The 23,769-nt window shown below is 39.9% G+C and carries 27 protein-coding genes; 5 read left to right on the top strand and 22 right to left on the bottom strand.

From position 1 onward, the window contains the following. Positions 1-164: 164 nt before the first annotated feature. The gene (locus ACH0QE_RS00650; RefSeq protein ID WP_415798822.1) at positions 165-542 is read right to left on the bottom strand and encodes a VOC family protein; all 378 of its coding nucleotides are present in this window, start codon (positions 540-542) and stop codon (positions 165-167) included. A 105-nt stretch (positions 543-647) separates the two neighbouring features. Continuing rightward, complete coding sequence (locus ACH0QE_RS00645; protein WP_415798821.1) at positions 648-1,271, bottom strand: CPBP family intramembrane glutamic endopeptidase; 624 nt, start codon at positions 1,269-1,271, stop codon at positions 648-650. 176 nt (positions 1,272-1,447) lie between these two features. Between ACH0QE_RS00645 and ACH0QE_RS00640 the strand changes: the two genes are divergently transcribed. Further along, complete coding sequence (locus tag ACH0QE_RS00640; RefSeq protein WP_415798820.1) at positions 1,448-2,173, top strand: hypothetical protein; 726 nt, start codon at positions 1,448-1,450, stop codon at positions 2,171-2,173. Positions 2,174-2,599: 426 nt separating this feature from the next. Next, positions 2,600-3,040, top strand: coding sequence for a cell wall hydrolase (locus ACH0QE_RS00635; protein WP_415798819.1), 441 nt, complete (start codon positions 2,600-2,602; stop codon positions 3,038-3,040). 83 nt (positions 3,041-3,123) lie between these two features. On the opposite strand, the gene ACH0QE_RS00630 is transcribed toward ACH0QE_RS00635, so the two are convergent. Both ACH0QE_RS00630 and ACH0QE_RS00625 read right to left on the bottom strand, forming a co-directional pair. Continuing rightward, positions 3,124-3,882, bottom strand: a complete 759-nt coding sequence (locus tag ACH0QE_RS00630; protein WP_415798818.1) for an SDR family NAD(P)-dependent oxidoreductase — start codon at positions 3,880-3,882, stop codon at positions 3,124-3,126. Between the two features lie 73 nt (positions 3,883-3,955). Next, positions 3,956-4,639, bottom strand: coding sequence for a type 1 glutamine amidotransferase domain-containing protein (locus tag ACH0QE_RS00625; RefSeq protein ID WP_415798817.1), 684 nt, complete (start codon positions 4,637-4,639; stop codon positions 3,956-3,958). Positions 4,640-4,792: 153 nt separating this feature from the next. Between ACH0QE_RS00625 and ACH0QE_RS00620 the strand changes: the two genes are divergently transcribed. Further along, on the top strand, positions 4,793-5,587 hold the full coding sequence (locus ACH0QE_RS00620) for an aminoglycoside 6-adenylyltransferase (RefSeq protein WP_415798816.1): 795 nt from the start codon (positions 4,793-4,795) through the stop codon (positions 5,585-5,587). A gap of 42 nt (positions 5,588-5,629) precedes the next feature. Here ACH0QE_RS00620 and ACH0QE_RS00615 read toward each other — a convergent pair whose 3' ends face one another. Both ACH0QE_RS00615 and ACH0QE_RS00610 read right to left on the bottom strand, forming a co-directional pair. After that, a complete protein-coding gene (locus ACH0QE_RS00615) occupies positions 5,630-6,454 on the bottom strand; it encodes an SAM-dependent methyltransferase (protein ID WP_415798815.1) in 825 nt (274 codons plus the stop codon). Positions 6,455-6,575: 121 nt separating this feature from the next. Next, positions 6,576-8,381 carry a S9 family peptidase gene (locus ACH0QE_RS00610; RefSeq protein ID WP_415798824.1) on the bottom strand — a complete coding sequence of 602 codons (1,806 nt, stop codon included), beginning with the start codon at positions 8,379-8,381 and terminating at the stop codon, positions 6,576-6,578. 344 nt (positions 8,382-8,725) lie between these two features. Here ACH0QE_RS00610 and ACH0QE_RS00605 point away from each other — a divergent pair, with 344 nt between their 5' ends. Further along, positions 8,726-9,139, top strand: a complete 414-nt coding sequence (locus tag ACH0QE_RS00605) for a GNAT family N-acetyltransferase (protein ID WP_415798814.1) — start codon at positions 8,726-8,728, stop codon at positions 9,137-9,139. Positions 9,140-9,287: 148 nt separating this feature from the next. Here ACH0QE_RS00605 and ACH0QE_RS00600 read toward each other — a convergent pair whose 3' ends face one another. The 9 genes from ACH0QE_RS00600 to ACH0QE_RS00560 all read right to left on the bottom strand — a co-directional run bounded on the left by ACH0QE_RS00600 (position 9,288) and on the right by ACH0QE_RS00560 (position 15,171). Continuing rightward, positions 9,288-9,524, bottom strand: a complete 237-nt coding sequence (locus ACH0QE_RS00600) for a hypothetical protein (protein ID WP_415798813.1) — start codon at positions 9,522-9,524, stop codon at positions 9,288-9,290. Positions 9,525-9,652: 128 nt separating this feature from the next. Further along, on the bottom strand, positions 9,653-10,168 hold the full coding sequence (locus tag ACH0QE_RS00595; protein ID WP_415798812.1) for a hypothetical protein: 516 nt from the start codon (positions 10,166-10,168) through the stop codon (positions 9,653-9,655). A gap of 66 nt (positions 10,169-10,234) precedes the next feature. Then, positions 10,235-10,795, bottom strand: a complete 561-nt coding sequence (locus ACH0QE_RS00590) for a hypothetical protein (protein ID WP_415798811.1) — start codon at positions 10,793-10,795, stop codon at positions 10,235-10,237. A gap of 94 nt (positions 10,796-10,889) precedes the next feature. After that, positions 10,890-11,720 (bottom strand): aminoglycoside adenylyltransferase domain-containing protein, encoded by an 831-nt coding sequence (locus ACH0QE_RS00585; RefSeq protein ID WP_415798810.1) that lies wholly within the window; start codon positions 11,718-11,720, stop codon positions 10,890-10,892. A gap of 230 nt (positions 11,721-11,950) precedes the next feature. After that, complete coding sequence (locus ACH0QE_RS00580; protein WP_415798809.1) at positions 11,951-12,268, bottom strand: hypothetical protein; 318 nt, start codon at positions 12,266-12,268, stop codon at positions 11,951-11,953. A 268-nt stretch (positions 12,269-12,536) separates the two neighbouring features. Further along, positions 12,537-12,881 carry a hypothetical protein gene (locus tag ACH0QE_RS00575; protein WP_415782361.1) on the bottom strand — a complete coding sequence of 115 codons (345 nt, stop codon included), beginning with the start codon at positions 12,879-12,881 and terminating at the stop codon, positions 12,537-12,539. Positions 12,882-12,912: 31 nt separating this feature from the next. Further along, complete coding sequence (locus ACH0QE_RS00570) at positions 12,913-13,611, bottom strand: DUF2711 family protein (RefSeq protein ID WP_415782362.1); 699 nt, start codon at positions 13,609-13,611, stop codon at positions 12,913-12,915. A gap of 73 nt (positions 13,612-13,684) precedes the next feature. Further along, positions 13,685-14,272 carry a GNAT family N-acetyltransferase gene (locus tag ACH0QE_RS00565; protein WP_415782363.1) on the bottom strand — a complete coding sequence of 196 codons (588 nt, stop codon included), beginning with the start codon at positions 14,270-14,272 and terminating at the stop codon, positions 13,685-13,687. A 50-nt stretch (positions 14,273-14,322) separates the two neighbouring features. Beyond that, a complete protein-coding gene (locus ACH0QE_RS00560) occupies positions 14,323-15,171 on the bottom strand; it encodes an alpha/beta fold hydrolase (protein WP_415798808.1) in 849 nt (282 codons plus the stop codon). Positions 15,172-15,282: 111 nt separating this feature from the next. Here ACH0QE_RS00560 and ACH0QE_RS00555 point away from each other — a divergent pair, with 111 nt between their 5' ends. Continuing rightward, on the top strand, positions 15,283-15,744 hold the full coding sequence (locus ACH0QE_RS00555; protein ID WP_415798823.1) for a DinB family protein: 462 nt from the start codon (positions 15,283-15,285) through the stop codon (positions 15,742-15,744). 313 nt (positions 15,745-16,057) lie between these two features. On the opposite strand, the gene ACH0QE_RS00550 is transcribed toward ACH0QE_RS00555, so the two are convergent. The 7 genes from ACH0QE_RS00550 to ald form a co-directional block, all read right to left on the bottom strand. Next, a complete protein-coding gene (locus ACH0QE_RS00550; RefSeq protein WP_415798807.1) occupies positions 16,058-16,768 on the bottom strand; it encodes an ABC transporter ATP-binding protein in 711 nt (236 codons plus the stop codon). Beyond that, complete coding sequence (locus tag ACH0QE_RS00545; RefSeq protein ID WP_415798806.1) at positions 16,761-17,534, bottom strand: ABC transporter ATP-binding protein; 774 nt, start codon at positions 17,532-17,534, stop codon at positions 16,761-16,763. Before ACH0QE_RS00545 ends, ACH0QE_RS00550 begins: the two co-directional genes overlap by 8 nt. Further along, positions 17,506-18,483: a branched-chain amino acid ABC transporter permease gene (locus ACH0QE_RS00540; protein WP_415798805.1), complete on the bottom strand. Its 978-nt coding sequence runs from the start codon at positions 18,481-18,483 to the stop codon at positions 17,506-17,508. Before ACH0QE_RS00540 ends, ACH0QE_RS00545 begins: the two co-directional genes overlap by 29 nt. A 12-nt stretch (positions 18,484-18,495) precedes the next feature. Then, positions 18,496-19,371 carry a branched-chain amino acid ABC transporter permease gene (locus ACH0QE_RS00535; RefSeq protein WP_415798804.1) on the bottom strand — a complete coding sequence of 292 codons (876 nt, stop codon included), beginning with the start codon at positions 19,369-19,371 and terminating at the stop codon, positions 18,496-18,498. Between the two features lie 77 nt (positions 19,372-19,448). Further along, positions 19,449-20,600, bottom strand: coding sequence for an ABC transporter substrate-binding protein (locus tag ACH0QE_RS00530; RefSeq protein WP_415798803.1), 1,152 nt, complete (start codon positions 20,598-20,600; stop codon positions 19,449-19,451). Between the two features lie 481 nt (positions 20,601-21,081). Further along, positions 21,082-22,335: a M20 family metallo-hydrolase gene (locus ACH0QE_RS00525; protein WP_415798802.1), complete on the bottom strand. Its 1,254-nt coding sequence runs from the start codon at positions 22,333-22,335 to the stop codon at positions 21,082-21,084. A 294-nt stretch (positions 22,336-22,629) separates the two neighbouring features. Further along, entirely contained in the window at positions 22,630-23,724 is a 1,095-nt protein-coding gene (gene ald, locus ACH0QE_RS00520) for an alanine dehydrogenase (RefSeq protein ID WP_415798801.1), read from the bottom strand. Positions 23,725-23,769 lie beyond the last annotated feature (45 nt).

Here is a 23,769-nt window from a genome sequence, read left to right as displayed (position 1 = left end):
ACATCTTCCATACTCTTTTTAATACCATGATTCGTAAAAATATTACCTACCCCACTTTTTCCAATATATAATTAAGTTTTCTATATCATAGCAGTCGTGGGTAAAAAATAACCAAAAAAAGCCGCTTTCTACTTAAAAACGGCTCATTGGTTTCGTGAGAGATATTATTTTTCCATAACAGCAAAGTAATTTTCCTCATCATCAGCAAAGTTAAATACCCTGCCTGAAGGCATGTTTACAATTTCGCCGACAAACACATTTGTATTCGATAAATCGCTGCGGAACTTCTCAAGATTCTCAGAATAAAACATTAATGAAGGAGTGCCAAGATTGAGTCCAGGCGACATTTTCTCAACAAATTCTTTATTATGCAGTACAATGCTTGTTTCGGAATCTAAACTTGGAGCAATTTCAATCCATCTAAATCCTGCACCATTATCCTCTTCTGCTTTAACAACAAAACCCAACTTTTCAGTCCAAAACTTAATTGCAATATCCTGATCATTTACGTACAACATGATTTGTCCGATTTTTCTTATCATGAAAATTACCACTCCTTATCAAAAAATAAATGCAACGGATAGTTACATAGATAGTTTCTCTGATTAGACGCGATACTCCTGCTGCTATGTTGCATTTTCAATTACCTATAAAACAAATACATAAATTGATAACAAAGCAACCGTATTTGCTAAAATATGAGTTAACGTCGCAATATAGATACTTCTTGTTTTTGCAAAAATGATTCCGAACAGTACACTATCGATAAATACACTCATTAAGTCAACCACCACAACACTTGTTTCGCCGGTCGCAATATGCATGATGGCAAGGATGGCGCCCCATACTGGCAAGAGTTTGCTCAATCGCGCCTGGATTAATCCTCTAAAGACAATCTCTTCGCCAAAGGCAAGCAATGCAATAAAAAGAAATAGTAGTGGATTCAAGTCACTGAAATCTAGCGGAATCCTGCCAAGAACATGCTCTAATACTTGCGGGAAGAAGTTCTGATAAGAAAATAAGTACAATAATTGCATTGCCACCCCGACAAACATAATGAGCATCCATGATTCCTTGATTTTCTCTGAGAAATTAGCAGTACGAAATCCGACCTCCTCTTTCGTCCTATTCCTAAGCTTTCTCTCTACAAAAAAATAAACGATTGGCGCAATTGCCATGATTCCCTTCAATTCAGGAATGAAAAGAACAGATACAATCATGAGACCGATAATAATGTATAACTCAATGTTTTCTCTATTTGCAAAATTCACTCTAGCAGTTACATTTTCTTCAGTCTTAATCTCCCATGCATAAATCTCCTCCTTATCTAGTCAAATATTACCATTTTTTTCCTCGATTTTGATACCATTTTTATATATTAATGTGTGCCACCGTTTGTGAGTGGGTAATCTGTATGTATTATGATGATGTGAAGGTGTGTTTTTCAATGAAAATGAAGCTTTATTCAGAAATTGCTGTCCCAATCGAATCTCCTTTTGGCTTCATGCCAGGTAAGGAATCTGCGTGGGATTTTACTTTTGATAAAGAAAATCGTTTTAAGGATTACTTATTGGAGAAGGACGGGCAATCGTATGATATTAGCGTGGATGATAATGGCCAGTGGTACTTCTTCATATCCCTTGAATGCAACTCTCTTGATGAATTAAAACTCTCAAGGCAGATTTTCCGCCCTCCTTATTTAAAAGATGAAAAGCTCAAGCTGGTGGATTTAATGGACAAGTTGGAAATTACCCCCTATTATGAAGGCCACGACAAAGCATATGGCAATGTGCTTTCACTTGTTCCTAGGCTGGATTCTGTTTCAGCTTTCAACCATGCACGGATGGCCAATTACGATGGCAGCGACGATCCAACAATCATCAAGAAAATTCATTTTATCGAGAATGAGTACAAAGGTGAGAAAACTCGCTTTATTTCAGGCTTCGAAACCCGTTCCTTTGCGACTGTGACAGAAAATGAGTTTTATGCAAAAGAAATTCATCTGCCTGGAAATGCGCGGACCTATTTGAAACTCTTCGTCTATTTTTCAAGATACGGTGTCTTACCTTCCCAGCAGATGATGCCAAGATTCCTTGGGAACCTGTGGGCGTCGACCCAGAGCTTGAATACATCAGCCAACCCGGCACTTTTTAAAGACGAAGAGATTGAATAATTCAATAAGGATCTTCCTACGGTCACAAAGTTACCTTCTTTGTGACCGTAACTCAAGTTCGCTTTCGATTTCGGTCACATGTTGACTTTGCTTGTGTCCCAAATTCGTATTGCCCGCCCATTTCGGTCACATGTTGGCCTTGCTTGTTCCTCAAATTAGTGAATCCCTCCGGTTACTTGTCGCAGCCTGGCTGATGCTTCAACCTTAATTTCACTTTCTCCGGGTTTTGTTCGAAGACTTGCTCGTGTTACGACCGTATTCCACATGCCCTGTGATTCCGGTAGCAGGTGGTTAAATTCCTGCTTGGAACTTTGGAATTGTTCCTTCTACTCCTCATGAAGACTTTACTCGTTATCTCTTAGTAATCGGAACAAGTTAACATTTTTACAAGCTGTTTTAAATACAATTATCGTAGAGGTGATAAAAATGCCAAGGGTAAGATATACCGACAGTGACGTTGCATTAGTGGCCAGGATGATGAGGGCTGAAGCAGAAGGTGAAGGAAAGCTCGGGATGTTGATGGTTGGTAATGTAATTGTCAATCGACTTAAAGCGAATTGTCTAGATTTTCAAGATTTACGTTCTGTGCGAGATGTGATTTTCCATATTCAAGGAGGGAATTACTCTTTTGAAGCAGTACAAAAGGGAAATGTTTTTTATAACCGAGCCAGAAGTGTAGAAAAGAGATTAGCCAAACAAGTCTTAGAATATTGGAGGCAACACCCTTCAAAATTTGCTCTTTGGTATTTTAATCCATATGCTCCTTGTCCTCCAACATGGTACAATCAACCATTCACAGGACAATATAAAAAACATTGTTATTACGAACCAATTGCTAATACTTGCGAAGGTGCTTATCTATGGTAGTTATAAACTCCAACTCAAGTGTGGTTTATTTTTTGAAAAAATAAATAGCCGGGGTAAGTTTTTCCCTCACCCCGGCTTCACTGTTATTTCGTATTAGTAAACCCGCCATCGATCCGGATGACTTCTCCATTAATATACTGTGCTTTAGAGGTTAGCAGGAATGTTACCAATTCAGCAACTTCTTCTGGCTTGCCCAATCGTCTTTGAGGGATCCCTTTCATTGCGTTTTCCTTCATTGCCGGATTTGCTTCGTAAAAGCTTTTAACCATTGGCGTCTCGGTTGGTCCCGGAGCAATGGCATTCACCCGAAGCCCGTCTTTTCCGTACTCTGCTACCATACTCTTCGTCAAGCCAATAATTCCATGCTTAGTAGCAGAATAGGTAACAACGGAATCCTGACCGATCACGCCTGCACTTGAGGCGGTGTTTACGATGGAACCTCCGCCATTCTTCAGCATTACTTCAGCAACATAACGGACACCGTATAGTGCACCTAGAAGATTAATCCCTACAATCTTTTCAATTTCTTCAATAGATGAATCTAGGAAATACGAGCCGCTGCCTGAAATCCCTGCATTATTAAAGAAATAATCGATTTTGCCGAAATGTTCAACTGTTTGATCGACATATTTTTTTACATCCTCTTGCTTAGAGACATCAGCTTTGATGAAAATTGCCTCCACTCCCAGCTTTTTCACCATCTCAACAGTTTCATTGCCGCCTTTATCGCTGATATCAACCACAACGATGTTCACTTTTTCTTCTGCTAATCTGAGTGCGGTCGATTGCCCTAATCCGCTGCCGCCACCAGTGATAATAGCCACTTTATTTTCGTTTTCCATAATACAAGATCTCTCCTTAACGTATTTTTCCGTCTACAGTTATTTTTTCCTTAAGGTGTTAAAAATACGTAAATTATTTCACTTTCTTATCCAGCGCCTTGACCAATTCTTCTCCCATCAACTCAGATGAAAATGGATCGCGGCTTGTCACAAGCTGCTCGTCCGCCCATACAGCATGTCCCGTTTTTTCAAGATCTCCCTGGTCATAGTTGCTGACCTTTCTCATTTCCTGTTCGAGGCTGAACGGCAGGATATCCAATAGACCTTCTGGCTCCATTTCATCGGGATAACCTGTCACTTTTTTACCAGCGATAAAGCTTTCACCGTTCGGTCGCTTCGCAAATACAAGCGGTGCAGGCCCATGGCATTCTGCAGCGACAATGCCGCCTCCATCGTAAATCTCGTTCATAATTTTATGCAAATCCTCACTCTTCGCCAGGTCGTACATTGCACCATGTCCGCCTACAACGAGCACGACATCGTAGTCGTCAGGATTCACATCTGAAAGCTTCATCGTATTATCCGCTTTGCCGGACTCATAAAGCTCCTTATAAATACCTTTCGGATCGTATTCTTCACTGATGCTCATTTTATCGATAACCGGCTTGCCTCCAAGTGGCGATGCCATGTCAACCTGGTGGCCCGCCTGTTCAAGAAGCTGCATCGGAGCGAATAATTCCTCTCCCCACCAACCAGTTTCATAATTGTTTTTTTCATCCTTGTAACCACTTGATAAAACTGCTAAAACTTTTGCCATTGAAAATACCTCCTTAGATGATAACAGAGTGTATTTTCCCTAACTCCCTACACCTTACTCATAAAATCTACTTCCTCCTTTTGCCAGAAAAAAACGAAAATAAATTGTAATTTTATGTTAAAATGATTAAAAATTAACAAGCAGAGGTGGAATATGTATAATAATGAAGAGAGAAACGCTTATTTTGAAAAAGCCATTAGAGAAATCGGGGCATCTGATTTAGTGGAAGGAATCGTACAAATAGGTTCAGGAGTAATTGGATATAAAGATGATTACTCTGATATTGATTTAATGGTTGCTACCTCTAACATTGAAGATGCGGACATAACAAGAAATTTTGTTCGTGAAACCCTAAGTGACTTTAACACAAGCTATATTAAAGAAAAACCATTTAGTAAAGACATTTTTCTTGTAATCGCACTTCTGCAAAATGGACTGGAATTTAATGTTTCGATTGTCCCAAGAGAATTTTTATCCGTAAAATCTCCCTTATGGAAAGTAATTGTCGATAAAACGGGTTTAGTATCCGAGAAAATGGAAGCTGAAAACGAAAAATTTCAAAACAAACCGGTTAAGTATAATGTAGGATTTGACGTGGCATTTGAGTTTGTTTATTGTGCTTTAGCATTGGAAAAAGAATTAAAGCGTAATAACTACATCTATGCACTTAAGAAGCTTGAGGATATGAGAGACTATACTTTAATCGTACAAGCATTAAACGAGGACAAAAAACTGCATCAGTTTAAAGCGTACCAAACCTTAAACCCATCCTTTATTGAAGCATACCTTTCAACGTATCCAGAGGAAGTAACAGTTGAAAGTATAAGAATTTCTTCTCAAAATTTAATAGAACTGTTTATGAAAACATTGAAACAAAGTTCCATTTTTACGATGGACCATGATTTAGAGCAACTTCTATATAAGAATAAAATGACTAATATTTCATGATGTATAAACCGCTTGGTATCCCAAGCGGTTTTGCATGTAATTTCACTCTCCACATAAAATAAAGCTATTTAACGATTGCCAATTTTCCATGGGAGCGTTCATCAATTCGTAATAGCTCGCGACTAACGTTTGAATCATCTCCGGAACGCTGTCAAATTCTTGACGAATGCTATTGGCATAATTCTTTTCCCACTGTCCGTCCTGTAAATACGTGGCATCGATCACATCTTGCTTGAAGATTTGAAAACCCGCCTCTTCCAGCAACTCTTGAATATGTGCTTTGTGAAACAGGTTTTGTATATTTCCATCACTGTTTATGAAATTAGAGTGCAATGCCAGAATGGAAGCAGCTAAAAAATGTGCTCGCTGAGTCATGTAAGTGTATTCAATATCCCATTCCGCCACACAAATGCATTTTGCCATTCTTCTCAATTTCTTTAAATAACAAAGCAAATCCTCAGGTCTCTTAAAATACCAGGAACTATGGGATAACACCGCGACATCAAATACTTCTATAGTTTCAAATGTTTCGAGATCCGTTTCAAAATGGAAATCAATACGTCCTCCCAATGCCGACTTCTTGATTCGGTCGGTTGCCTCTCCCAACTTGAACGGAGCTCCATAATCACGACTGGCAATATCGATGCCGGTCACCTTCCCCTCGTTTCCTACCGCGTCTGCTAATGCCACCGTTGTATCTCCCTGGCCACAGCCAATTTCCAGAACACTCATTCCTTTATCAATTCCAAACGCTTCGACTATATCCAATCGGTGTTGCAGCTGAACCTGCTGAATCTCATCGTCCTCAAATAGTTCATATGTAGAAAGAAACGCTGCTGTTTTATTATTTAACTCAAATTCTGTCATTAACCCACCCCCTAGCTGTATCATCTAAAATTCTACAAAAAATGCATTAATCCTTTTACTCTATATAAAACAAAAACTCCCCATCACCAGGAATCTCCTGCAGATGGGGAGTTTCAACAAGCTACTCTGCTAATACCTTAGCTTCAACAAATTGATCAAAGAATTCAAGAATCGTACGGTTCACAAGAATCTCGTTTTCTTTCTTCGAGAATCCATGCCCTTCGTCTTCAAGTACAAGGTATTTCACGTCGCGGTCTTTTTCTTGAAGGGCTTTGACGATTTGGTCTGATTCTTGCTTTACGACGCGAGGGTCGTTTGCTCCCTGGATGATCAGCATTGGTTTTGTCATCGTATCAAGATAAGTGATCGGCGAAAACTCTGTCAGCTTATCGAAGTCCTTGACCGGATCGCCAACCCACTGGTTCATGATTGGTTTCCAATGCTCAGGGACGGATTCAATGAATGAGAATAGATTCGATGGCCCGAAGATATCGACAACTGCCTTGAAGTATTCCGGATGGCGCCCGTGCAACAGCAACGCCATATATCCGCCAAAGCTTCCACCCATCAGTAAGGTATTATTCCTGTCAGCCATTCCGTTTTCGTAAAGGTATTCAAGACCAGCAATGTTATCAAGGCGCGGTCCTTCACCCCAATTGCCCTCGACCATTTTCGTGAACGCGAGCCCATAACCCGTTGATCCGCGGAAATTCGGAGCGAAAATACTGTACCCTCTGTTCACAAGGAACTGGAACATCGCCCGGAAGAATTTCCGTTCTGCCGCCTGCGGGCCACCATGCGGCCAAAGGATGACATGGCCATTGCTGACATCTTCTTTCGCTTTGAAAAATAAAGCTTCCATTATCATGCCATCATAGGATGGGTAAGTCAGGACTTCAGGATTCACAAGATCCTCTTCTTTTACACCCGGAACAGCCAGGTTCGTCAGCTGTTTCCACTTGTCACTGCCAGATGCCTTCATGAAAATGTTATTAGGCTTCGTCGCTGACCCAGCTAAAATGTATACATTCCCACTCTTGGCAACTGTGCCACCCTGGATAATCGAAGCTGGCAAATGACTGTTTGTATATGTTCCTTCAGCCAAATCATATTGATATAAATAATCATTAACGCCTTTTGATGTAACGAAATAAAGGCTGTTTGTACTCTTATCATATCGGATAGGGCCGAACTCTTCTTTTTCAATCGAAAGAACCTTGGTAAACTCATGGGTTTTAAGATTGAACTTTGCAAGATAATCAAAATCCTCACCAAATGTAGTGACAAAGTAATATTCATCTCCTACAAACACTCCCTCGCCGACAGTGAATTGCTCATCTGTTACAGGTGTCAGTGAGTACGATTTCCCATCCTGAAAAATAAATCCAGGAGCGTATGTATTGGCATATTGTTTTAGGTAAGCAAAATTATTTTCTTCTTCGTCAACAGCCACTAAAAAGCAAGCCGCGCCTTCTCCCTCAACGATAACGCTCTCCTCACCTGATTCGATATCATAACGGTAAATATTCAGATAGGTCTCATTGCCTTTTGTAGAAGTGTAATAAAGACGTTGATCGTCCTTTGATAAGAACGGCAACATATGACGGTGTCCTTCAGCCGTGCGAAGTGGCACCATCTCTCCACCTGCTGGAGGGAGTGCGTATAACTGACCATTTTCATCACCATCATGATCGAAACCAACCACCATAAAGCTTCCATCATGCGAATAGCTCAATGCTTGGCAGGTCTGGTCAATAAATGTCAGGGGATATGGATACTGGTTAGGCAGATCCATTGCCCACAAATTGTACTTCCCTGTTAAATTTGTGCTGAACACCAATTGCTTCTCATCCGGACTAACCGTAAAACTTTGAATATTAAAGGTACGATAAAAATTCTCGATATCTGGCTTCTTAAATTTAATTATTTTCCTCAACCCCTATTCTTTTGAAATTTTCTATCTATACTGAAAACTTAAACAGAACTAGGGCTAAATGTCCAGCCAAAACCAAAATTCAGTTTCGACATGTTTCTTAACAAGCCTGTACAATTAACACAAACTGCCACAATGTCCAAAAAACCGACAAAGCCTGAAAATAAAGTCAAATCCTGCGCTTTCCCGAGAAATAATTTGCAGCTGTTTGGGAGGATTTCCCCTTTTAAAATTGAATATCTACAAGATAGAAGAAGGTCTGGAGGGTCATTGATTTGTTATTTTACTTTTGATTTATATCAACTGCCTAAGAAAAAAATTTAAGGAGTTGATAACTGTTGCTATTCAAAAATTCGATAGAAGGTATTACATCTGAAATGTTGGAAGGCTTCTTTGACGGATGGCCTACCCCACCAAGTCCAGAGACTCATTTCAATCTATTAGAAAACAGCAGCAAAGTTGTTCTAGCACTCAATGAAGATGCTGATCAAGTGGTTGGATTCATTACTGCAATCAGTGATGGAATCCTATCCGCGTATATCCCCTTTCTTGAAGTGTTACCCGAGTACAAGAATAGAGGAGTCGGCAAGGAATTGGTCAATCGAATGATGACAGAACTTGCTGATATATATATGATTGACTTATGTTGTGACGATGACCTCGTCCCCTACTACGAAAAGCTGGGTATGGTAAAAGCAAATGGAATGCTATTAAGGAATTATGAAATGCAGTCAGGGATAAAAGCAGAATAAAGAATCGAAAACACCTTATTCTTTCCTTTCTAATATTTGATAAAATTTGCTTAGAGCACAAAAACTCTGGGCAAGTTTTTTCACTATCAAATTTTATTACTACATAAAAAATCAGTCCCAATATTAGGACTGAATTCTCTTTTCCAGACTATTTATTTTTGTAACGTGTTTCCCTGTCTTCACTTAAATAATCAACGTCAACCCTAATACCGTCAACCTTTTTAGAAATTAATTGAAGGGTACCTCTAACGTCTTCTTGTTGGCTTTCTCCAATACTGTCCAGCCTAGTTAAAACTTCTTTAAACTGGTGGTCAACCTCATTAAAGCGTTGGTCTACTTTATCAAATCGGTCTAAGATTATTTTAAGCAATTGTTCACTATTCATTCAATCACCTCGATATATATCTAGATTTATAGATTAAAGCATATATGCTAACTTCATAAATGAAATTTATTAGATGGTTTTTATTTTTCTAATGTAACCTTTAATAAAATATCAAATAGCTTAATTTTTTAGGATGAAGGTAAATTATTGAACCATTTTTGTATATTGTTCACAAGGTCCGGTTTGGAAGCAGCAGAGACCTTCTTTGGCTTGAACCCTCCCAGCTCCACCACTTCGATGTGGTCTTCCCACTCAATCTGCACTATGCAATAATCTTCGTATGGAGATGCTTCAATCTTAGTTATCTTTTGGCCATTGTAGATTTCCTGGATGTCTACGAGTTCTTGCGCTGACGGGTGCCACTTTATTTGTTCTTGTGGCTGTTCTACCTCAGGCTCGGTGCTTGAAGAGGCTGTCACTTTGGTGCCGCCCTTATAAAGTTGAAGGTAAATTTTTTGAAGCAAGGCAATGACTTCAGAGAACCCAATAAAAAGCATGCCTGTGACAAAACTGGAAAACAAGACAGGCAAAGCCATTCCCAAATTTTGACTGGATCCCGTGGTCAATGCTAGGAAAAAGCCGCCGATCATAATTGCAATCCCGATGACGCGCAGCACTTTGGCAACAATATTTTGTTTCTCCACATTTTCTCCTCCGATTCTTTCCTAGAACATTTAAATAATCCGTGGCCTGATATATTGCTATATTTCTTATTCTCTCAATTTATCCGACAAACCGTCGTCGATTCCGTATTCAAATTTCCCAATTTTACCTTCTTCTTTTGCAGAGAAAGAAACTTTCCCTTCTACATTTGCTGTTTTTTCTTCTTCTCCACTTTTCTGATAACCAACCTTCGCTATAAAAGTATAAAGACTTTGATTTTCCTCACTTTGCTCAATTGTGACACCCTTTAAGTAAATTTTATAACCAGCATTGTAAGCAAAGGTTTGGTATTGAGTACCACCAAATGCAGTTATGAAGGAATGAAGTCCAGAATCTGTAAAGTATGATCCGTATTTCTCTTCTAATAACTTATCAAGTTCTTTATTTTCTTCTTTATTATTTACTACAGTCCTATATTTGGGATTCCACATTATATCCATAAGCTTCTCATCTGGACCAGTAAACTCATGCTCAAGAACTTTTTTAATTGCTTCTTTATTTTTGTCTTCTGCATCTACGCTAGAGCAAGCAGCTATTAAAAAAACTGACATGATCAGAATGAAACTTAAATACATTGTGGATTTCATTTTTCGCACCATATTAAACATTACAATTCCCCCTTTTAAAGTAATACGTTTTTCAATATATAAAAGATTCAGTCTACTAAAAAAATCCCGACTTCTATTTTTTTAAAAAAATTTATTAGAATATACGGTTCTCTACGATGTTATTACAATGATTAATAAGGAATTTTGAGAATCTTAAAGTACGATCCAATCTCTCCATCTCTGAGCTAAAACACTCCGTTTTGACACCTTTACGTATATTCATAGACTCCTTTATAATATTGTGCCATTCCACCGGTAGTTTCGTTAATCCATAGTCACCAGCGTCCAACTTGGAAACAATATCGAATTCTTTTATTGTATAGAACTGACGTAGTAATCCGAGTACGGTCCATTCTATTTCAAAATCAATTTCGTCGGTCGGCAGCTTTACTAAATGGTCAAATGAACTTTCAGCCATTTGAATCCTATTGGTCCAGTAACTATTCATATTTTCAAGTACATACGAAGATAATTCTTGCGGCTGAATTTCAAATTGAAAGTCTTCAATTTTTGGTCCTAATATGCGTAGTCCCTTTCTTTTTAACACCCACCAAGTTATAGGGTTAAAATTGAAGTAATCACCGAACAATAGTTCACCATTGTTATAGTATGGATATTTATAGTTATGATCACCGCTATTGGAGAGTTTTCCTATATCCTCGCGAACAGAATAAACTCCGTCCATTTCTGGCTTTTTATATTTGTTCGCTATTGTTTTATGTATATAAGATAAAGCTTCTGAATCTTCCTCTGTTAATCGACGATTCGTCAAAGTGATAAAGTCGATGTCACTTGAATCATTAACATAGGCATTCAGGGCAACTGAACCGTGTATGTATAACCCTTTAATGGTTTCAGGAAAATGTTCATTAAATAGGTTAATATAATCCTTTAAGACTTGGTCGACGATCATTGGTGTTCCCATGACTAACCCCCCTGAGAATTTCTGTTTATTTGTTCCTTTGTTCAACCAATGTTAACCCTAAAAAAAGTGCTAAAGGGATAGCTTCAGCTTTCAAAAACGCAGGAGCTAAATCGGAAAACATTATTTTGAAAAATAAAAAAGTAGAGAGTAATGCAACGAATGCCAAGAATGCAAAGAATCCCTAGAAAATTAAAGGGAATTTCACTGTCATTTTAACAGTCTCCTTTTGTTTAATATTCTTCACTATTTGACTTTTGGTTGCTTCTAATTAAAGTTCTTAAAATAGTGATTCCGGTTGCCATAATACCCAGGGTGTAAAAGTTAATGAAAATTGTATTAGTATATTGATTTAACCGGGGATAGCGGTATATTTTTGAAGAAACTATAGAAGGTGTACCTCCTAAATCGTTAATAAGATCTATTGCAAGCTTATATTCTAAACTGGATAGCAGAAGCAAAATAGCAAATGCACCCCAACCAATCTTCATCCAAGTGTTAGATTTAAATTTGAGTGTGCCTAAATATCTCCATAAACTTCTTACAAACAAAATAAAAAACGCCAGTGCCGGCACTACAAATAAGAGTCATAAGTTGCCATTACCTGATATAACATTAGGCCTAAAAGTAAATAAATCTACTAAATAAATAAAGACAATACTTAGAATCAACCACCAGACCATAGCCATTGACCAAAACTTCATACTCCCACCCCTTATTGAGTTGAATTTATTCAACTTGCCCCGTTACTTCAATAATAAGTGGTAATACCTCCGTATCAACTCACCCGTAAATTTAATGGGTAACGGATCAATGAAATCAAAACAAGTTGTAAACCACCACTTTTTTAGCTGTATTTTCATTGTCAGAGTTTGTGTTATACCACACTCTTACTTTTTGACCCTGTTTTAAATCAACTATATTGTTAAGAAAGAGGGATTGAGGACCTACACTTGTTATTAGTGTTTCATCTGTAATTTTCACGTTTAAAGGGATATATGAAGCATCTGGCAAAATTTTAAGTTCAACCAGCACTAATGTATTCCCATTAATTTCATTTATTTGTTTCTTTTCGTCATAATCTCCATATCTAATTAAATCAAGAGCAAACCAGGATACAATCACTATTGCGATTGATATAGCTATCCATTTTATTAATTTCAATTTGTAACCCCCTAATTTTAAGGATTACTGCTTAGTTAAAGATGCTCCAATAAATTTGGGTTTTATCGGTGCAATAAAAGCCTTCTAGGTTACATAGGTTTACTATCCTATTAACTGTCTCCTTATCTGAGCACAGTAGTGAAAAATGGCTATCCCAGTGGGTTGTCAGCAGGATGCTGCTATCGTGTGAAAATAGATTGATTCTCTGATTCCCAAAAGGATTATCGTCATTGATTAAATCATCTATGTATTGCAATTTCCGTTCTGAACCAAATTCATCACCACACCAGATCCACTCGTGTCCTTCATTTTGAATGGCGGATAGCATTTTATTAATAAGAAATTCCGAAAAGAATCCTTCAGATGGGATGATTAATCTATTATTTTTGCATACATGCTGGATGATTTGAGCTGTTGCCTCATCGGCAAATTGCTTTTTCAATCCACCTATAATTGTCCGTAGCCCAATATCCAGCTTTTTATAGTTTTCAACCGAAGATAATACTAAGAAATCTGCCCAGGAAATAGGTTCACAAAGTGCCAGTATCTCATTTTTCCCTAGTGAACCAGCCTTACAATAGTCATAGTCATTTGCTTTTGGCTTAATAAACGGGTGGTACAAAACGAAGACTTCATCAAAAACACCCTTATAGAATTCCTTAATCAGCATATCTTCGCGGGCACAAACTGCATACCTATGAGGCTCAGGCATTATCCTTGGATCTGACATTTGTTCACCCTCCCGTCTCTTCCTTTGTCTTCCACAACTTCAAGTACATTTTCTATTAACCTGCTTCTATTGTTCAATCACATCGCTGCATGGTAGCTGCTCGATCTGAGCCTTGCACCAATTTATTGCAAAACTCGTCTTTAAGAATACTCATTCTTAACCGGTCAACAAATTCACCGTTTCTAAATCTATCTTGTCTTAATATACCTTCTTCTACGTATCCCATTTTCTTATAAGATTTAATAGCTTTTTTATTATCAATCTCTACTCTAAGCCAAATCTTGTTAAGCTCTAGTTGTTGAAATCCCCAAATAAGCATTTCGTTCATCGCGGATAAACCGTAACCTTTACCCCAGTAGCTTTTATCTCCAATTGCTATTCCTAATTCTGCATGCTTGTTTAACTTATCGATATTCTTTAAATCTACCCAACCGATGTGTTTACCTTCTTCAGTCATGATTGCTTTTTGTTCATATCCATTTGTCTTGTTTATACACATTTCTATCCAAGTCTGTGTTTCTTCTCTACTAAATGGAGGGTATTTATCTGGCATATTTAAATGCTTTGTAACCTCTTCATCCAGACACCACTTGTAACGGTCCTCTGTATCATCTATAGTCAATTCTCTTATATGAACTTTTGGCAATTGCTTTGTTTTCATTTCTCTTCTCCCCGCCTGCATTTTTTATTCTGTTTCTGTAGTTCCACAAGTCAGAGCGTTTCTTTTAAGTGACTTGAGATAAATTGTTGAAAAAGCCATTTCTCTTCTAGAAATGGGTAATGATTGCTTTGATTAAAAACAATTAATTGTGATTTTGTTATTAATTCATTCATTTCTATTGAGAAAAAATGTGGGCACTGGACATCGTATCGTCCGCTTAGTACGAAAGTCTTAGTTGAGATTTTTCCTAATTCTCTAGTTACATCAAAGATCATTTCTTCTCTAATAAAAAAATTCATTCTTGAAGCTGAGATCTTTTTGTGAATGCCTAATGAAAAGTATTCTTCATACTTATCTGGATGATATAGAGACAGCATGGTTCTTTCTTTTGTCAATCCGTCTCTTTCCTTAGGAGATAGGTCAGAACGTTTTAAAATCTCAATAAGTTCCTGCATCCGTTCAAACTTTGGATGACCTGGATGATAGATACATTCAGGTGATGAATTAGCGTATTTCCTGGCAGCCGATCCAACAATTATTAGTGAAGTCAGGGATTTAGAAAAATGAATACCATAAATGACCCCTATCATACCTCCTGTTGAATGTCCGGCAAATGTCCACTTAAAATAACCTAATGCTTCCCGAATTGCTTCAAGATCATAAACAGCATCAAACATGCTTAATTCATGGGCCTCAGTTGCCTTACTTGAATTCCCTGCACCTTTTAAATTAACAAGAAATACTTTATTGGTCTCTGTAAAAGATTCGGCAAAGTAATCACCAGAATTATTAAACTCTGAATAATGATGAGTCACGCAAATTGGGTTGCCCACCCCTTTAACAAAAACCTCAAAGTTACCGCGTGAGGTTTCGATTATCTTAGTTACCCAGCATGTCATTGCCAGACCTCCTCTTTAAAAAAACTCCTTTTTCCCACATTGTACCAAATAAATGAATTTTATTGTTAAAATATTCTATATAACTATTAGGAGGGAATCATTTTGTTTGATATGTTTTTATATAATTGGCAGGTGAGAGAGGACTGGTTTAAATGGTGCGAGTCATTATCCATAGAGGAGTTTCAAGCTGAAAGAATTGGCGGTATGGGAAGCATCTTGAAAAATATGATTCATGTTATTGATTGTGAGTTATTATGGATAAATTACATACTTGAAGAACCCGAAAGCTACCCTGAAAAGAATTCTATTAAAACTTTGGTCGATGTTATTAGCTACTCAAACTTTACAAAAGGAATTACAGAAAATTTCATAAGAAATATGACTAGTGAAGATGAAAGTAGAAAAATTCAAATAAAAAATCGGAGTGGTAAAACTTATTCATTTACTTATGGTAAAGTAATCCGTCATATCATCACTCATGAAATTCATCATATCGGACAATTATCTATCTGGTCACGGGAGATGGGGATTAAACCAATTTCATCCGACTTAATTGTTCGGCATTATACATAATAAAGGAAACCCCTTTTTTTCATTAAAGGGGTCTTATTTTACCTAATAAAAACCTTACCGTTCCTTTACTACTTTTTAACAACAAAGAAGAAAGTCAACAAAAAATGTAGCTGCCTTAGAACAGGAACCACCAACATTTTTTGTTAGGATATAATTTAAAGGTCTTCGGTAAAAAGGAACTTCAAACGTCTTACATTCTTTACTCTATCAATAAACAATTCAGCAAGCTTAGGGACGTACCTATTGCTTCCAAAAGAAGCACAGAGTACGTCCCCCCACTTCACCACAATCTGTGATTAGCAGCGAAGTTCCGTTAACTTGATTTCCGCCCTAGGTATGCCTCCATGATTCTTGGGTCCGTCAAAAGATCATTGGATTTTCCTTCTGCGATAATTTTCCCTGTTTCAAGAACATAACCATAGTCAGATACACGGAGAGCCTGTCTCGCATTCTGCTCCACTAGGAGAACGGTTGTCCCTGCTTCGTTGATCTCCTTGATGATTTTGAAAATGTCGGCTACAACAAGTGGTGCAAGGCCCATTGAAGGTTCATCAAGTAATAAAAGTTTAGGCCTGCTCAAGAGCGCCCTCGCGATGGCAAGCATTTGCTGTTGTCCTCCAGAGAGAGTACCTCCCAATTGCTGATGCCTTTCCTTAAGAATTGGGAATCTCTCCATCACTTTTTCGATATCGTGTTTAATTTCATTATCCTTTCGATGATAGGCACCCATTTCAAGATTTTCTAGCACGGTCATACCGGAAAGAATTTGCCTTCCTTCAGGCACAAGTGCGATTCCTGTTCGCACCAGCTGATCCGGCCTCCTTCCTGTTACATTCTCTCCAAAAAATTCAACCTTTCCCTCCTGCGGCTTTAAAAGGCCGCAAATCGTTTTCATCGTGGTCGATTTTCCTGCACCATTTGCTCCGAGAATGGTAACAATACTGCCTTCCTCAACCTCAAGACTAATATTTTTTAACACATTGATTTTTCCATAGGAAGTAGAAATCCCCTGAACCTTAAGCATATAGTTCATCCTCCTCACTGCCGAGGTATGCCTCGATGACATCAGGGTTATTCTGTATCTCAGCAGGACTGCCCTCGGCAATTTTCCTGCCAAAGTTAAGCACTGCAATCCTGTCACACAAATTCATCACCAGCGGCATATCATGTTCGATCAACAGGACAGTAACCCCTTTAGCCTGGATTTTTTTTATCAGCTCAAACAAACTGCTTGTTTCTGTTTCGTTCATCCCAGCTGCCGGTTCATCAAGCAGCAGCAATTGCGGATCACTTGCCAGCGCTCTGGCAATTTCCAGCCTTCTTTGCTGTCCGTAAGCCAGGCTGTCTGCTAAATTCTCGCCATATCCAGCCAGGCCGACAAATTCGAGCAATTCATTCGCTCTGCTGCGAATGTGCTCCTCTTCCTGACGTTGTGCTTTTGTTCTGAAGACACTGCTGAAAACGCCCGACTTGCTCCGACAATGCTCCCCTACCATGACGTTTTCTTGAGCTGTCATCTGAGGGAACAGGCGGATATTTTGAAACGTACGGCATATCCCCTTTTTTGTGGTAAGGTGTGGCTTGAGTCCGCTGATATTTTCCCCGTTAAAAACAATCTCGCCTGAAGTTAACGGAAACATTGAGGTAACTAAATTGAACATCGTCGTTTTTCCTGCTCCATTCGGGCCGATCAGCCCGAAGATTTCACCTTTGTTGATTGAAAAGGAGACATCGGAAACTGCGCTGATTCCGCCAAAATTTTTATGCACTTTTTTGATTTGCAGTACCATGCTCTTTCCCCCTTTTCTTCGTTTTCAACTTCAGCCAGTTTAGAAGATGAACGTCAATGAGTCCCTGAGGACGGACTGCCATCATCACGAGGATGATCAAACCGTAAATCATATAACGATACTCACTGATAAAACGAAGGACCTCAGGCATTACTGTTAAGAATAATGCTCCAAATACCGGCCCCCAAATGACCTCGCTGCCACCGAACACAGCAAAAATCAAAATCTCAACTGCCCTGTGGTAAGCAAAGTCAGCCGGACTGATATAGGCTAGCACGTGGGCATACAAGGCCCCGGCAAACCCTGAAAGCAAAGCTCCCTGTGTAAAAGCAAGAACCTTATAGTAAGTGATGTTGATGCCCATAGATTCAGCTGCCTTTTCATCCAGTTTGATGGCAGCAAATGCCCGACCAACCCGAGAGCGGGATTGTCTTCTGAAAAACCATATAACCCCAATTACAATAAACAATAAGAGCAGAAAAACCATCAAAAAAATGAATTGGTTGTTTTGCAATCCCATAACCTTCGGGTCGAAACCAAATTCCTTAAAATTTCTCAGGATTTCGCGTCCAAGATGGGGAATGCCAGATAAACCAATCGATCCCTTGGTCAAAGACTCCCAGTTTACTAAAACAACACGGAGGACTTCTCCAAAACCAAGAGTCACGATGGCCAAATAAACCCCCTGTAGCCTCAGAGTCGGAATGCCGATAATAATGCCGAACAATCCAGCCATAAGTGTCCCTGCTAAAATTCCAATCAAGATTGGAAAATCGAAGTTTAGCGTCAGAAGCGCCGAAGTATAAGCACCTATTCCCATGAACCCTGCATTTGCAAGTGAAAGCTGGCCTGTAGAAAGTGTTATATAAATGCTTATACCTAGTATGACATTGATCAAAATAAATGAAGCGACCTGTAAATAGTATGGATTGATAAGTTCTCCAAGCATTGGTTCACCTTCTTATGCCGAAATTTTTTGGCCGAATAATCCTTGCGGCCTAACAAGGAGTATGACAATGATTGCCACAAACGCAATCGCATCTCGGTAGCCCGAGTTTCCATACACCACAATGAAGGTTTCCGCCAATCCAAGGATCAGGCCGCCTGCCATCGCACCCTTGACATTCCCCATTCCACCGAGAATGATTATAGCGAGCCCCTTTAAGCCTATAGACAAGCCCATTTGAGGGGTGACCGAGTTAAATGCCATTCCGACAAGGATTCCTGCAATTCCCCCCATAGCCGAAGCGATAATCACGGTCATGGTGATTGTCTTTTTCGTATCGACTCCTAGAAGACTGGCCGTTTCAAGGTTCTCTGCAGTTGCCCTTAGTGCTTTGCCAGCTTTTGTTTTCCCTAGCCAATACGATAGTGTGTACATTAAAATAACAGAAATCATAAAAATGACAATTTGCACCAGATACACTGTAATCGATCCAATCTGGAAGCTGATTTCCGCAAAAGTATTATTGAACGGATGGTTTCCTGCCCCAAATAAGTGATGGGATAAGTTTTCAAGCAGGATGGAAACACCAATGGTACTGATTAAAGGGGCAAGGTGTGAAACTCCCTGTTTATTTCTGAGAGGCCTTAACGCAAAGCGCTCCAGCAAATAACCCATAATCCCAGTCACCAAAACAGCTGCTGCGAAAGCAAGCCATAGAGGTCCTTTGAAAGTGGAAGTTACAATAACACCAATGAAAGCTCCAAACATAAAAATTTCACCATGGGCCATATTTATGATGCCCAGCACCCCGAAAACGAGTGTAAAGCCTAGTGCCACAATGGCATATATGCTGCCCAGGGTAATTCCGTTGATTAACTGTTCGATTAACATGGCATCTCACCTTCTGATTCTTTATTTAAAAGAAATTTCCATCAGCGGAGTAATCCGCTGATGGATCGCGGGTCTGACTATTCAAACACCTTGAACTTGCCTTCGTCAATTATAAGAACAGTAGGCTCCATTACAACATCTCCGTCCTTATCAAAGGAGAAGCTTCCAAGAATTCCCTGAAAATCTTTTGTTTCCGCTAATGCGTCTCGAACCGCATCCCGGTCTGCTTCTCCGGCATTCTTTAACGCTTCAGCCATGATATAGAGAGCGTCATACGCCTGTGCAGCAAACTGGTCAGGCTTTTTGCCATATTTTTCTTCATATTTTTTCACGAAGTCCTGGATTTTCTGATCGTCTTTATCACCATACCAGGGAGTTGCCACAATCAAGCCGTTGGCAGCATCACCGGCAATTTTGATCACTTCAGGAGAGTTGAAGCCATTACCGCCGACAAACGGAACATCGATCCCCAATTTGCGTGCCTGGTCCATAATGACTGCACCTTCGTTATAAAGAGCTGAAGCCAGGATCAGATCAGGTTTCAGACCTTTAATCTTCGTTAATTGTGCATTATAGTCAGATTGGCCTTTTTGGAAGGTTTCAATGGTCAAGATTTCAAGCCCCTTCTCTTCAGCTGCCTTTTTCATAGTATCGAAACCCGACTTCGTAAACACATCATCATTTCCATATAAGATTGCTACTTTTTTAGCGTCATATTTTTCAATCGCTTTATCGATCGATGCTGGAATAGCCAATGCTTCAGGAAGCGAGTTTCGGAATACATATTCACCGATTTGCGGAATCCCTTCAGCAGTAGTAGATGTTCCCATAATTGGCACCCCGTTTAGATCCGCTTCAGGACCAACTACGTTCATCTCTGTACTTAGAGTCGGTCCAATAATAGCCGTGACATTTTTGGAATTCATCAATTTCTGGGCAGCGGTTAATGCCTGATCCTGCTTGCCTGCTGAATCCTCAATGACAAGGTTGATTTCTACCTCTCCCTTTTTATTGATTTCTTCGTTTGCTAGCTTGAGTCCGTTGGTAATAGCTTCACCATACGCCGCTCCCGGTCCGCTGATATAGGATATGACTCCAATATCAGCTGTTACTTTTCCTGCCCCGTTTGCTTCCTTTTCCCCAGACGATTGGGCACCCCCACAAGCCGACACCAATAGCAGGCTTGATAAAGCTGTAAACTGAGCGATTCTTCTAAAATGCTTTCTCATTCTCTTATCCCCCTTTATTTTTAGAATAATAATAATATTCTAAACTATATAACAATTAAAATACAAAACTAGTCCAAAGTAAAGGCAAAATACAGTTAAATTTCCCACTAAAAAACGATAAATTTTTAATTACAAATCAAGTTAAATTGGCCTTTAGAATGGATCCCATAACTTATCAATCGATTTTCTAGTAGATTCTCAAAAAAAGAAGACTTCTATAATAAGAAGACTCCTTCACGGTTCGTTACTTTAATGTACACGTACTATGTCAAAAATATCCTTATCATGATGGACTCTTAGTATGTGCTAATTCCATCATTTTTACTTTTGGCAGAGAGACTCCTAGCAAACAGTTTTTTAATTCATAGATAATACCAGTTAACATCATGATTGAACTTCTCTTCAAAGCTGAATTAGTGCAACCACGATATACAACGTGTTAAATCTCTTTTTGCTCAACTTGTTTCATCTACTCTATCATTTAATTTTCTTCGGCCATCCTTACAGCTGTTTGATAAAGCAATTCAGCACCCAGTGATATGTCCTCAAAGGTTGAAAACTCTTTTGGATTATGGCTGATTCCATCCTGGCAGCGGACAAAAATCATCCCATAATCGCATACATATGACATGGCGAGCGAATCATGGAACGGACCGCTCATCAGCTCCATCGTATCGAGACCGATCTTACTGCTTTCCTCCCTCATGACGTTCATGATTTCCTGGGAGCAGTAGCGCGGCTCACTGTTCGTATCCTCCGAAATCTTGCACAATAAACCGTGCTGCTCGGTAATCTCGGAAATTTGTGTTCTTAATCTTTCTTCGATCCGGTGCCTTCTATTAATATCGATATCTCTTAAATCTACTGTGAACGTCACTTTTTCAGGGATAATATTGCGGGAATCAGGAAAGATTTTCAGACTTCCAACAGTTCCAACCGTAGGGGCGTCCGGATCTTCGCTGGCCAGTTCATTAAGGGCAACGATGACTTTTGCCGCCCCTACGAGCGCATCCTGCCTCATTGGCATAGGAACGGAACCGGCATGTCCAGCAAAACCCTCCAACTCCACCGTCAGCCATAGAGGACCCGAAATTCCGGTGACAATGCCAACCGGCAAGTTGTTCTTCTCAAGTACAGGCCCCTGTTCAATGTGCATTTCCAGAAACGCAGCAATGCTTCCCTCTGGATATTCAGATTCCTTCAGCTTGTCAGGATCACAGCCAAATTCGATTAGCGCCTGGCGCCGTGTAATCCCATCCTTGTCCGTCCGCTCCAGTTCACCCTCTTCAAGCTTGCCAAGGATTCCCCTGACCCCGAACAATCCTTTATTAAACCGACAGCCCTCCTCATCGCTAAAAGCGACCACCTCAATCGGCATTCTAGACACAATGTTGTTCTCCTTCATCGTTTGTGCGGCTTCCAGCGCGCCAAGTACTCCGATGACGCCATCAAACCTTCCTCCATAGGGCTGTGAATCAATATGGGATCCAAGCATTAAAATGGGCGCCTCTGGATTTTCACCTTCAAGCCGGCCGATCAAATTGCCGAAGTGATCAATTCTCGCTGTCAGTCCTGCTTCTTCCATCCAGCCCTTCACCTTTTCTACTCCCTGCCGGTCCTCTTTCGATAAACTCAGCCGGCAGACGCCTGTCTCGCCAATTTTCCCGATTTCTGCAAGCTCATTGATCCGCTGTTCCAACCGCTGTTTGTTGATGGTTAAAGTTTGCAGTTCCATGTAAAAATCCCCTCCTTAAAGAAAGTTTTTCATATTTCCAAATTTCACTCTCGTTTTTCCATATATCAGAAGACTTCGCAATTATGCTTCATTTTTGTGCGATTCCGAAAATGTTTGAGAGATTACAGGCTTACATTGTGAGATTATCGCTATTTAGCGTGCGAATATCCGTCGCGATTGAGAGAATAATTTTCCCACAAGCAAGTGAGTTCCTAAGTTTACGTGGAAGATCAAAAAATTAGAAGGTCATATACTTTAACAGAGACTAATTATCGGAACCTTCGCCTTTGTTTTTTATATCACTGTCATTTGATGGGCCTTGGCCACTTCCTCATAAACAATTTTTCCGTTAATGATGTTCAGTCCTTTGCGTAAAGCTTCATTATCTTCAAATGCCCGCTCATAGCCTTTGTCGGCGATTTGCAGGATGTAAGGAACGGTCACATTGGTGAGAGCGATCGTCGATGTCCGCGGGACCGCTCCGGGCATATTCCCAACTGCATAATGGACAACGCCATGTTTGACATAGGTTGGATGGTCATGGGTGGTCACGTGGGTGGCTGTTTCAAAAATCCCTCCCTGATCAATGGCTACATCGACAATGACGGAGCCTTCCTGCATCAGGCACACCATTTCTTCAGTTACGAGTTTCGGTGCCTTTGCCCCTGGAATAAGAACAGCTCCAATAACCAGGTCAGATTCCGCAACGGTATCGGCAATCGTGTATGGACTGGACATTAACGTCGTGATGCTGTTGCCAAAAATGTCGTCCAATTCACGAAGCCGGTCGGGACTTACATCAAGAATGGAGACTCTCGCCCCGAGCCCAAGTGCAATCTTTGCGGCATTCGTTCCGACAACTCCGCCGCCAATGATCGTGACCTTGCCTCTATTAACCCCGGGGACCCCTCCGAGCAAAATACCTTTTCCACCACGTGACTTCTCAAGAAAGGAGGCTCCAATTTGTGTCGCCATCCTTCCCGCAACCTCACTCATAGGCGTCAGGAGCGGCAAAGTGCGATTCGGCAGCTGGACCGTTTCATAGGCGACAGCCACTACATTGTTGTCGATCAATGCTTTGGTCAGCGCCCTGTCAGCTGCAAGGTGCAAATACGTAAACAGAATCAATCCGTCGTAAAAATATTGGTACTCTTCTGGTGTCGGCTCTTTGACCTTGATGACCATTTCACTTTTCCAGACTTCTGCAGCCGAATCAGCAATTACTGCACCAGCCTCAATATAGAGCTCATCGATAAAACCTGAATTATGACCCGCTCCTGTTTCAATGACAACCTGATGCTGGTGCTGGGTCAACTGCATCACTCCGGCTGGTGTTAGGGCAACCCTGTTCTCGTTATTCTTGACCTCTTTAGGTACACCAATTCTCATTGTCCATCTACCTTTCTGGTAAAAAAGTAAATTGTGCAAAACACC

Source organism: Mesobacillus sp. (assembly GCF_047739415.1).
GTDB lineage: Bacteria > Bacillota > Bacilli > Bacillales > Cytobacillaceae > Mesobacillus.
The sequence above is the reverse complement of the archived record's forward strand: the minus strand, read 5'-3'. Positions and strand labels throughout refer to the sequence as shown.

What these genes read in the sequence shown, in the direction of transcription:
- ACH0QE_RS00560 (WP_415798808.1), bottom strand. Translation starts at nt 15,171, where the DNA reads ATGACATGCTGGGTAACTAAGATAATCGAAACCTCACGCGGTAACTTT.
- ACH0QE_RS00550 (WP_415798807.1), bottom strand. Translation starts at nt 16,768, where the DNA reads ATGCTTAAGGTTCAGGGGATTTCTACTTCCTATGGAAAAATCAATGTG.
- ACH0QE_RS00625 (WP_415798817.1), bottom strand. Translation starts at nt 4,639, where the DNA reads ATGGCAAAAGTTTTAGCAGTTTTATCAAGTGGTTACAAGGATGAAAAA.
- ACH0QE_RS00590 (WP_415798811.1), bottom strand. Translation starts at nt 10,795, where the DNA reads ATGTTTAATATGGTGCGAAAAATGAAATCCACAATGTATTTAAGTTTC.
- ACH0QE_RS00615 (WP_415798815.1), bottom strand. Translation starts at nt 6,454, where the DNA reads ATGACAGAATTTGAGTTAAATAATAAAACAGCAGCGTTTCTTTCTACA.
- ACH0QE_RS00570 (WP_415782362.1), bottom strand. Translation starts at nt 13,611, where the DNA reads ATGTCAGATCCAAGGATAATGCCTGAGCCTCATAGGTATGCAGTTTGT.
- ACH0QE_RS00535 (WP_415798804.1), bottom strand. Translation starts at nt 19,371, where the DNA reads ATGTTAATCGAACAGTTAATCAACGGAATTACCCTGGGCAGCATATAT.
- ACH0QE_RS00640 (WP_415798820.1), top strand. Translation starts at nt 1,448, where the DNA reads ATGAAAATGAAGCTTTATTCAGAAATTGCTGTCCCAATCGAATCTCCT.
- ACH0QE_RS00530 (WP_415798803.1), bottom strand. Translation starts at nt 20,600, where the DNA reads ATGAGAAAGCATTTTAGAAGAATCGCTCAGTTTACAGCTTTATCAAGC.
- ACH0QE_RS00620 (WP_415798816.1), top strand. Translation starts at nt 4,793, where the DNA reads ATGTATAATAATGAAGAGAGAAACGCTTATTTTGAAAAAGCCATTAGA.
- ACH0QE_RS00585 (WP_415798810.1), bottom strand. Translation starts at nt 11,720, where the DNA reads ATGGGAACACCAATGATCGTCGACCAAGTCTTAAAGGATTATATTAAC.
- ACH0QE_RS00635 (WP_415798819.1), top strand. Translation starts at nt 2,600, where the DNA reads ATGCCAAGGGTAAGATATACCGACAGTGACGTTGCATTAGTGGCCAGG.
- ACH0QE_RS00565 (WP_415782363.1), bottom strand. Translation starts at nt 14,272, where the DNA reads ATGAAAACAAAGCAATTGCCAAAAGTTCATATAAGAGAATTGACTATA.
- ACH0QE_RS00600 (WP_415798813.1), bottom strand. Translation starts at nt 9,524, where the DNA reads ATGAATAGTGAACAATTGCTTAAAATAATCTTAGACCGATTTGATAAA.
- ACH0QE_RS00555 (WP_415798823.1), top strand. Translation starts at nt 15,283, where the DNA reads ATGTTTTTATATAATTGGCAGGTGAGAGAGGACTGGTTTAAATGGTGC.
- ald (WP_415798801.1), bottom strand. Translation starts at nt 23,724, where the DNA reads ATGAGAATTGGTGTACCTAAAGAGGTCAAGAATAACGAGAACAGGGTT.
- ACH0QE_RS00545 (WP_415798806.1), bottom strand. Translation starts at nt 17,534, where the DNA reads ATGGTACTGCAAATCAAAAAAGTGCATAAAAATTTTGGCGGAATCAGC.
- ACH0QE_RS00650 (WP_415798822.1), bottom strand. Translation starts at nt 542, where the DNA reads ATGATAAGAAAAATCGGACAAATCATGTTGTACGTAAATGATCAGGAT.
- ACH0QE_RS00630 (WP_415798818.1), bottom strand. Translation starts at nt 3,882, where the DNA reads ATGGAAAACGAAAATAAAGTGGCTATTATCACTGGTGGCGGCAGCGGA.
- ACH0QE_RS00540 (WP_415798805.1), bottom strand. Translation starts at nt 18,483, where the DNA reads ATGCTTGGAGAACTTATCAATCCATACTATTTACAGGTCGCTTCATTT.
- ACH0QE_RS00525 (WP_415798802.1), bottom strand. Translation starts at nt 22,335, where the DNA reads ATGGAACTGCAAACTTTAACCATCAACAAACAGCGGTTGGAACAGCGG.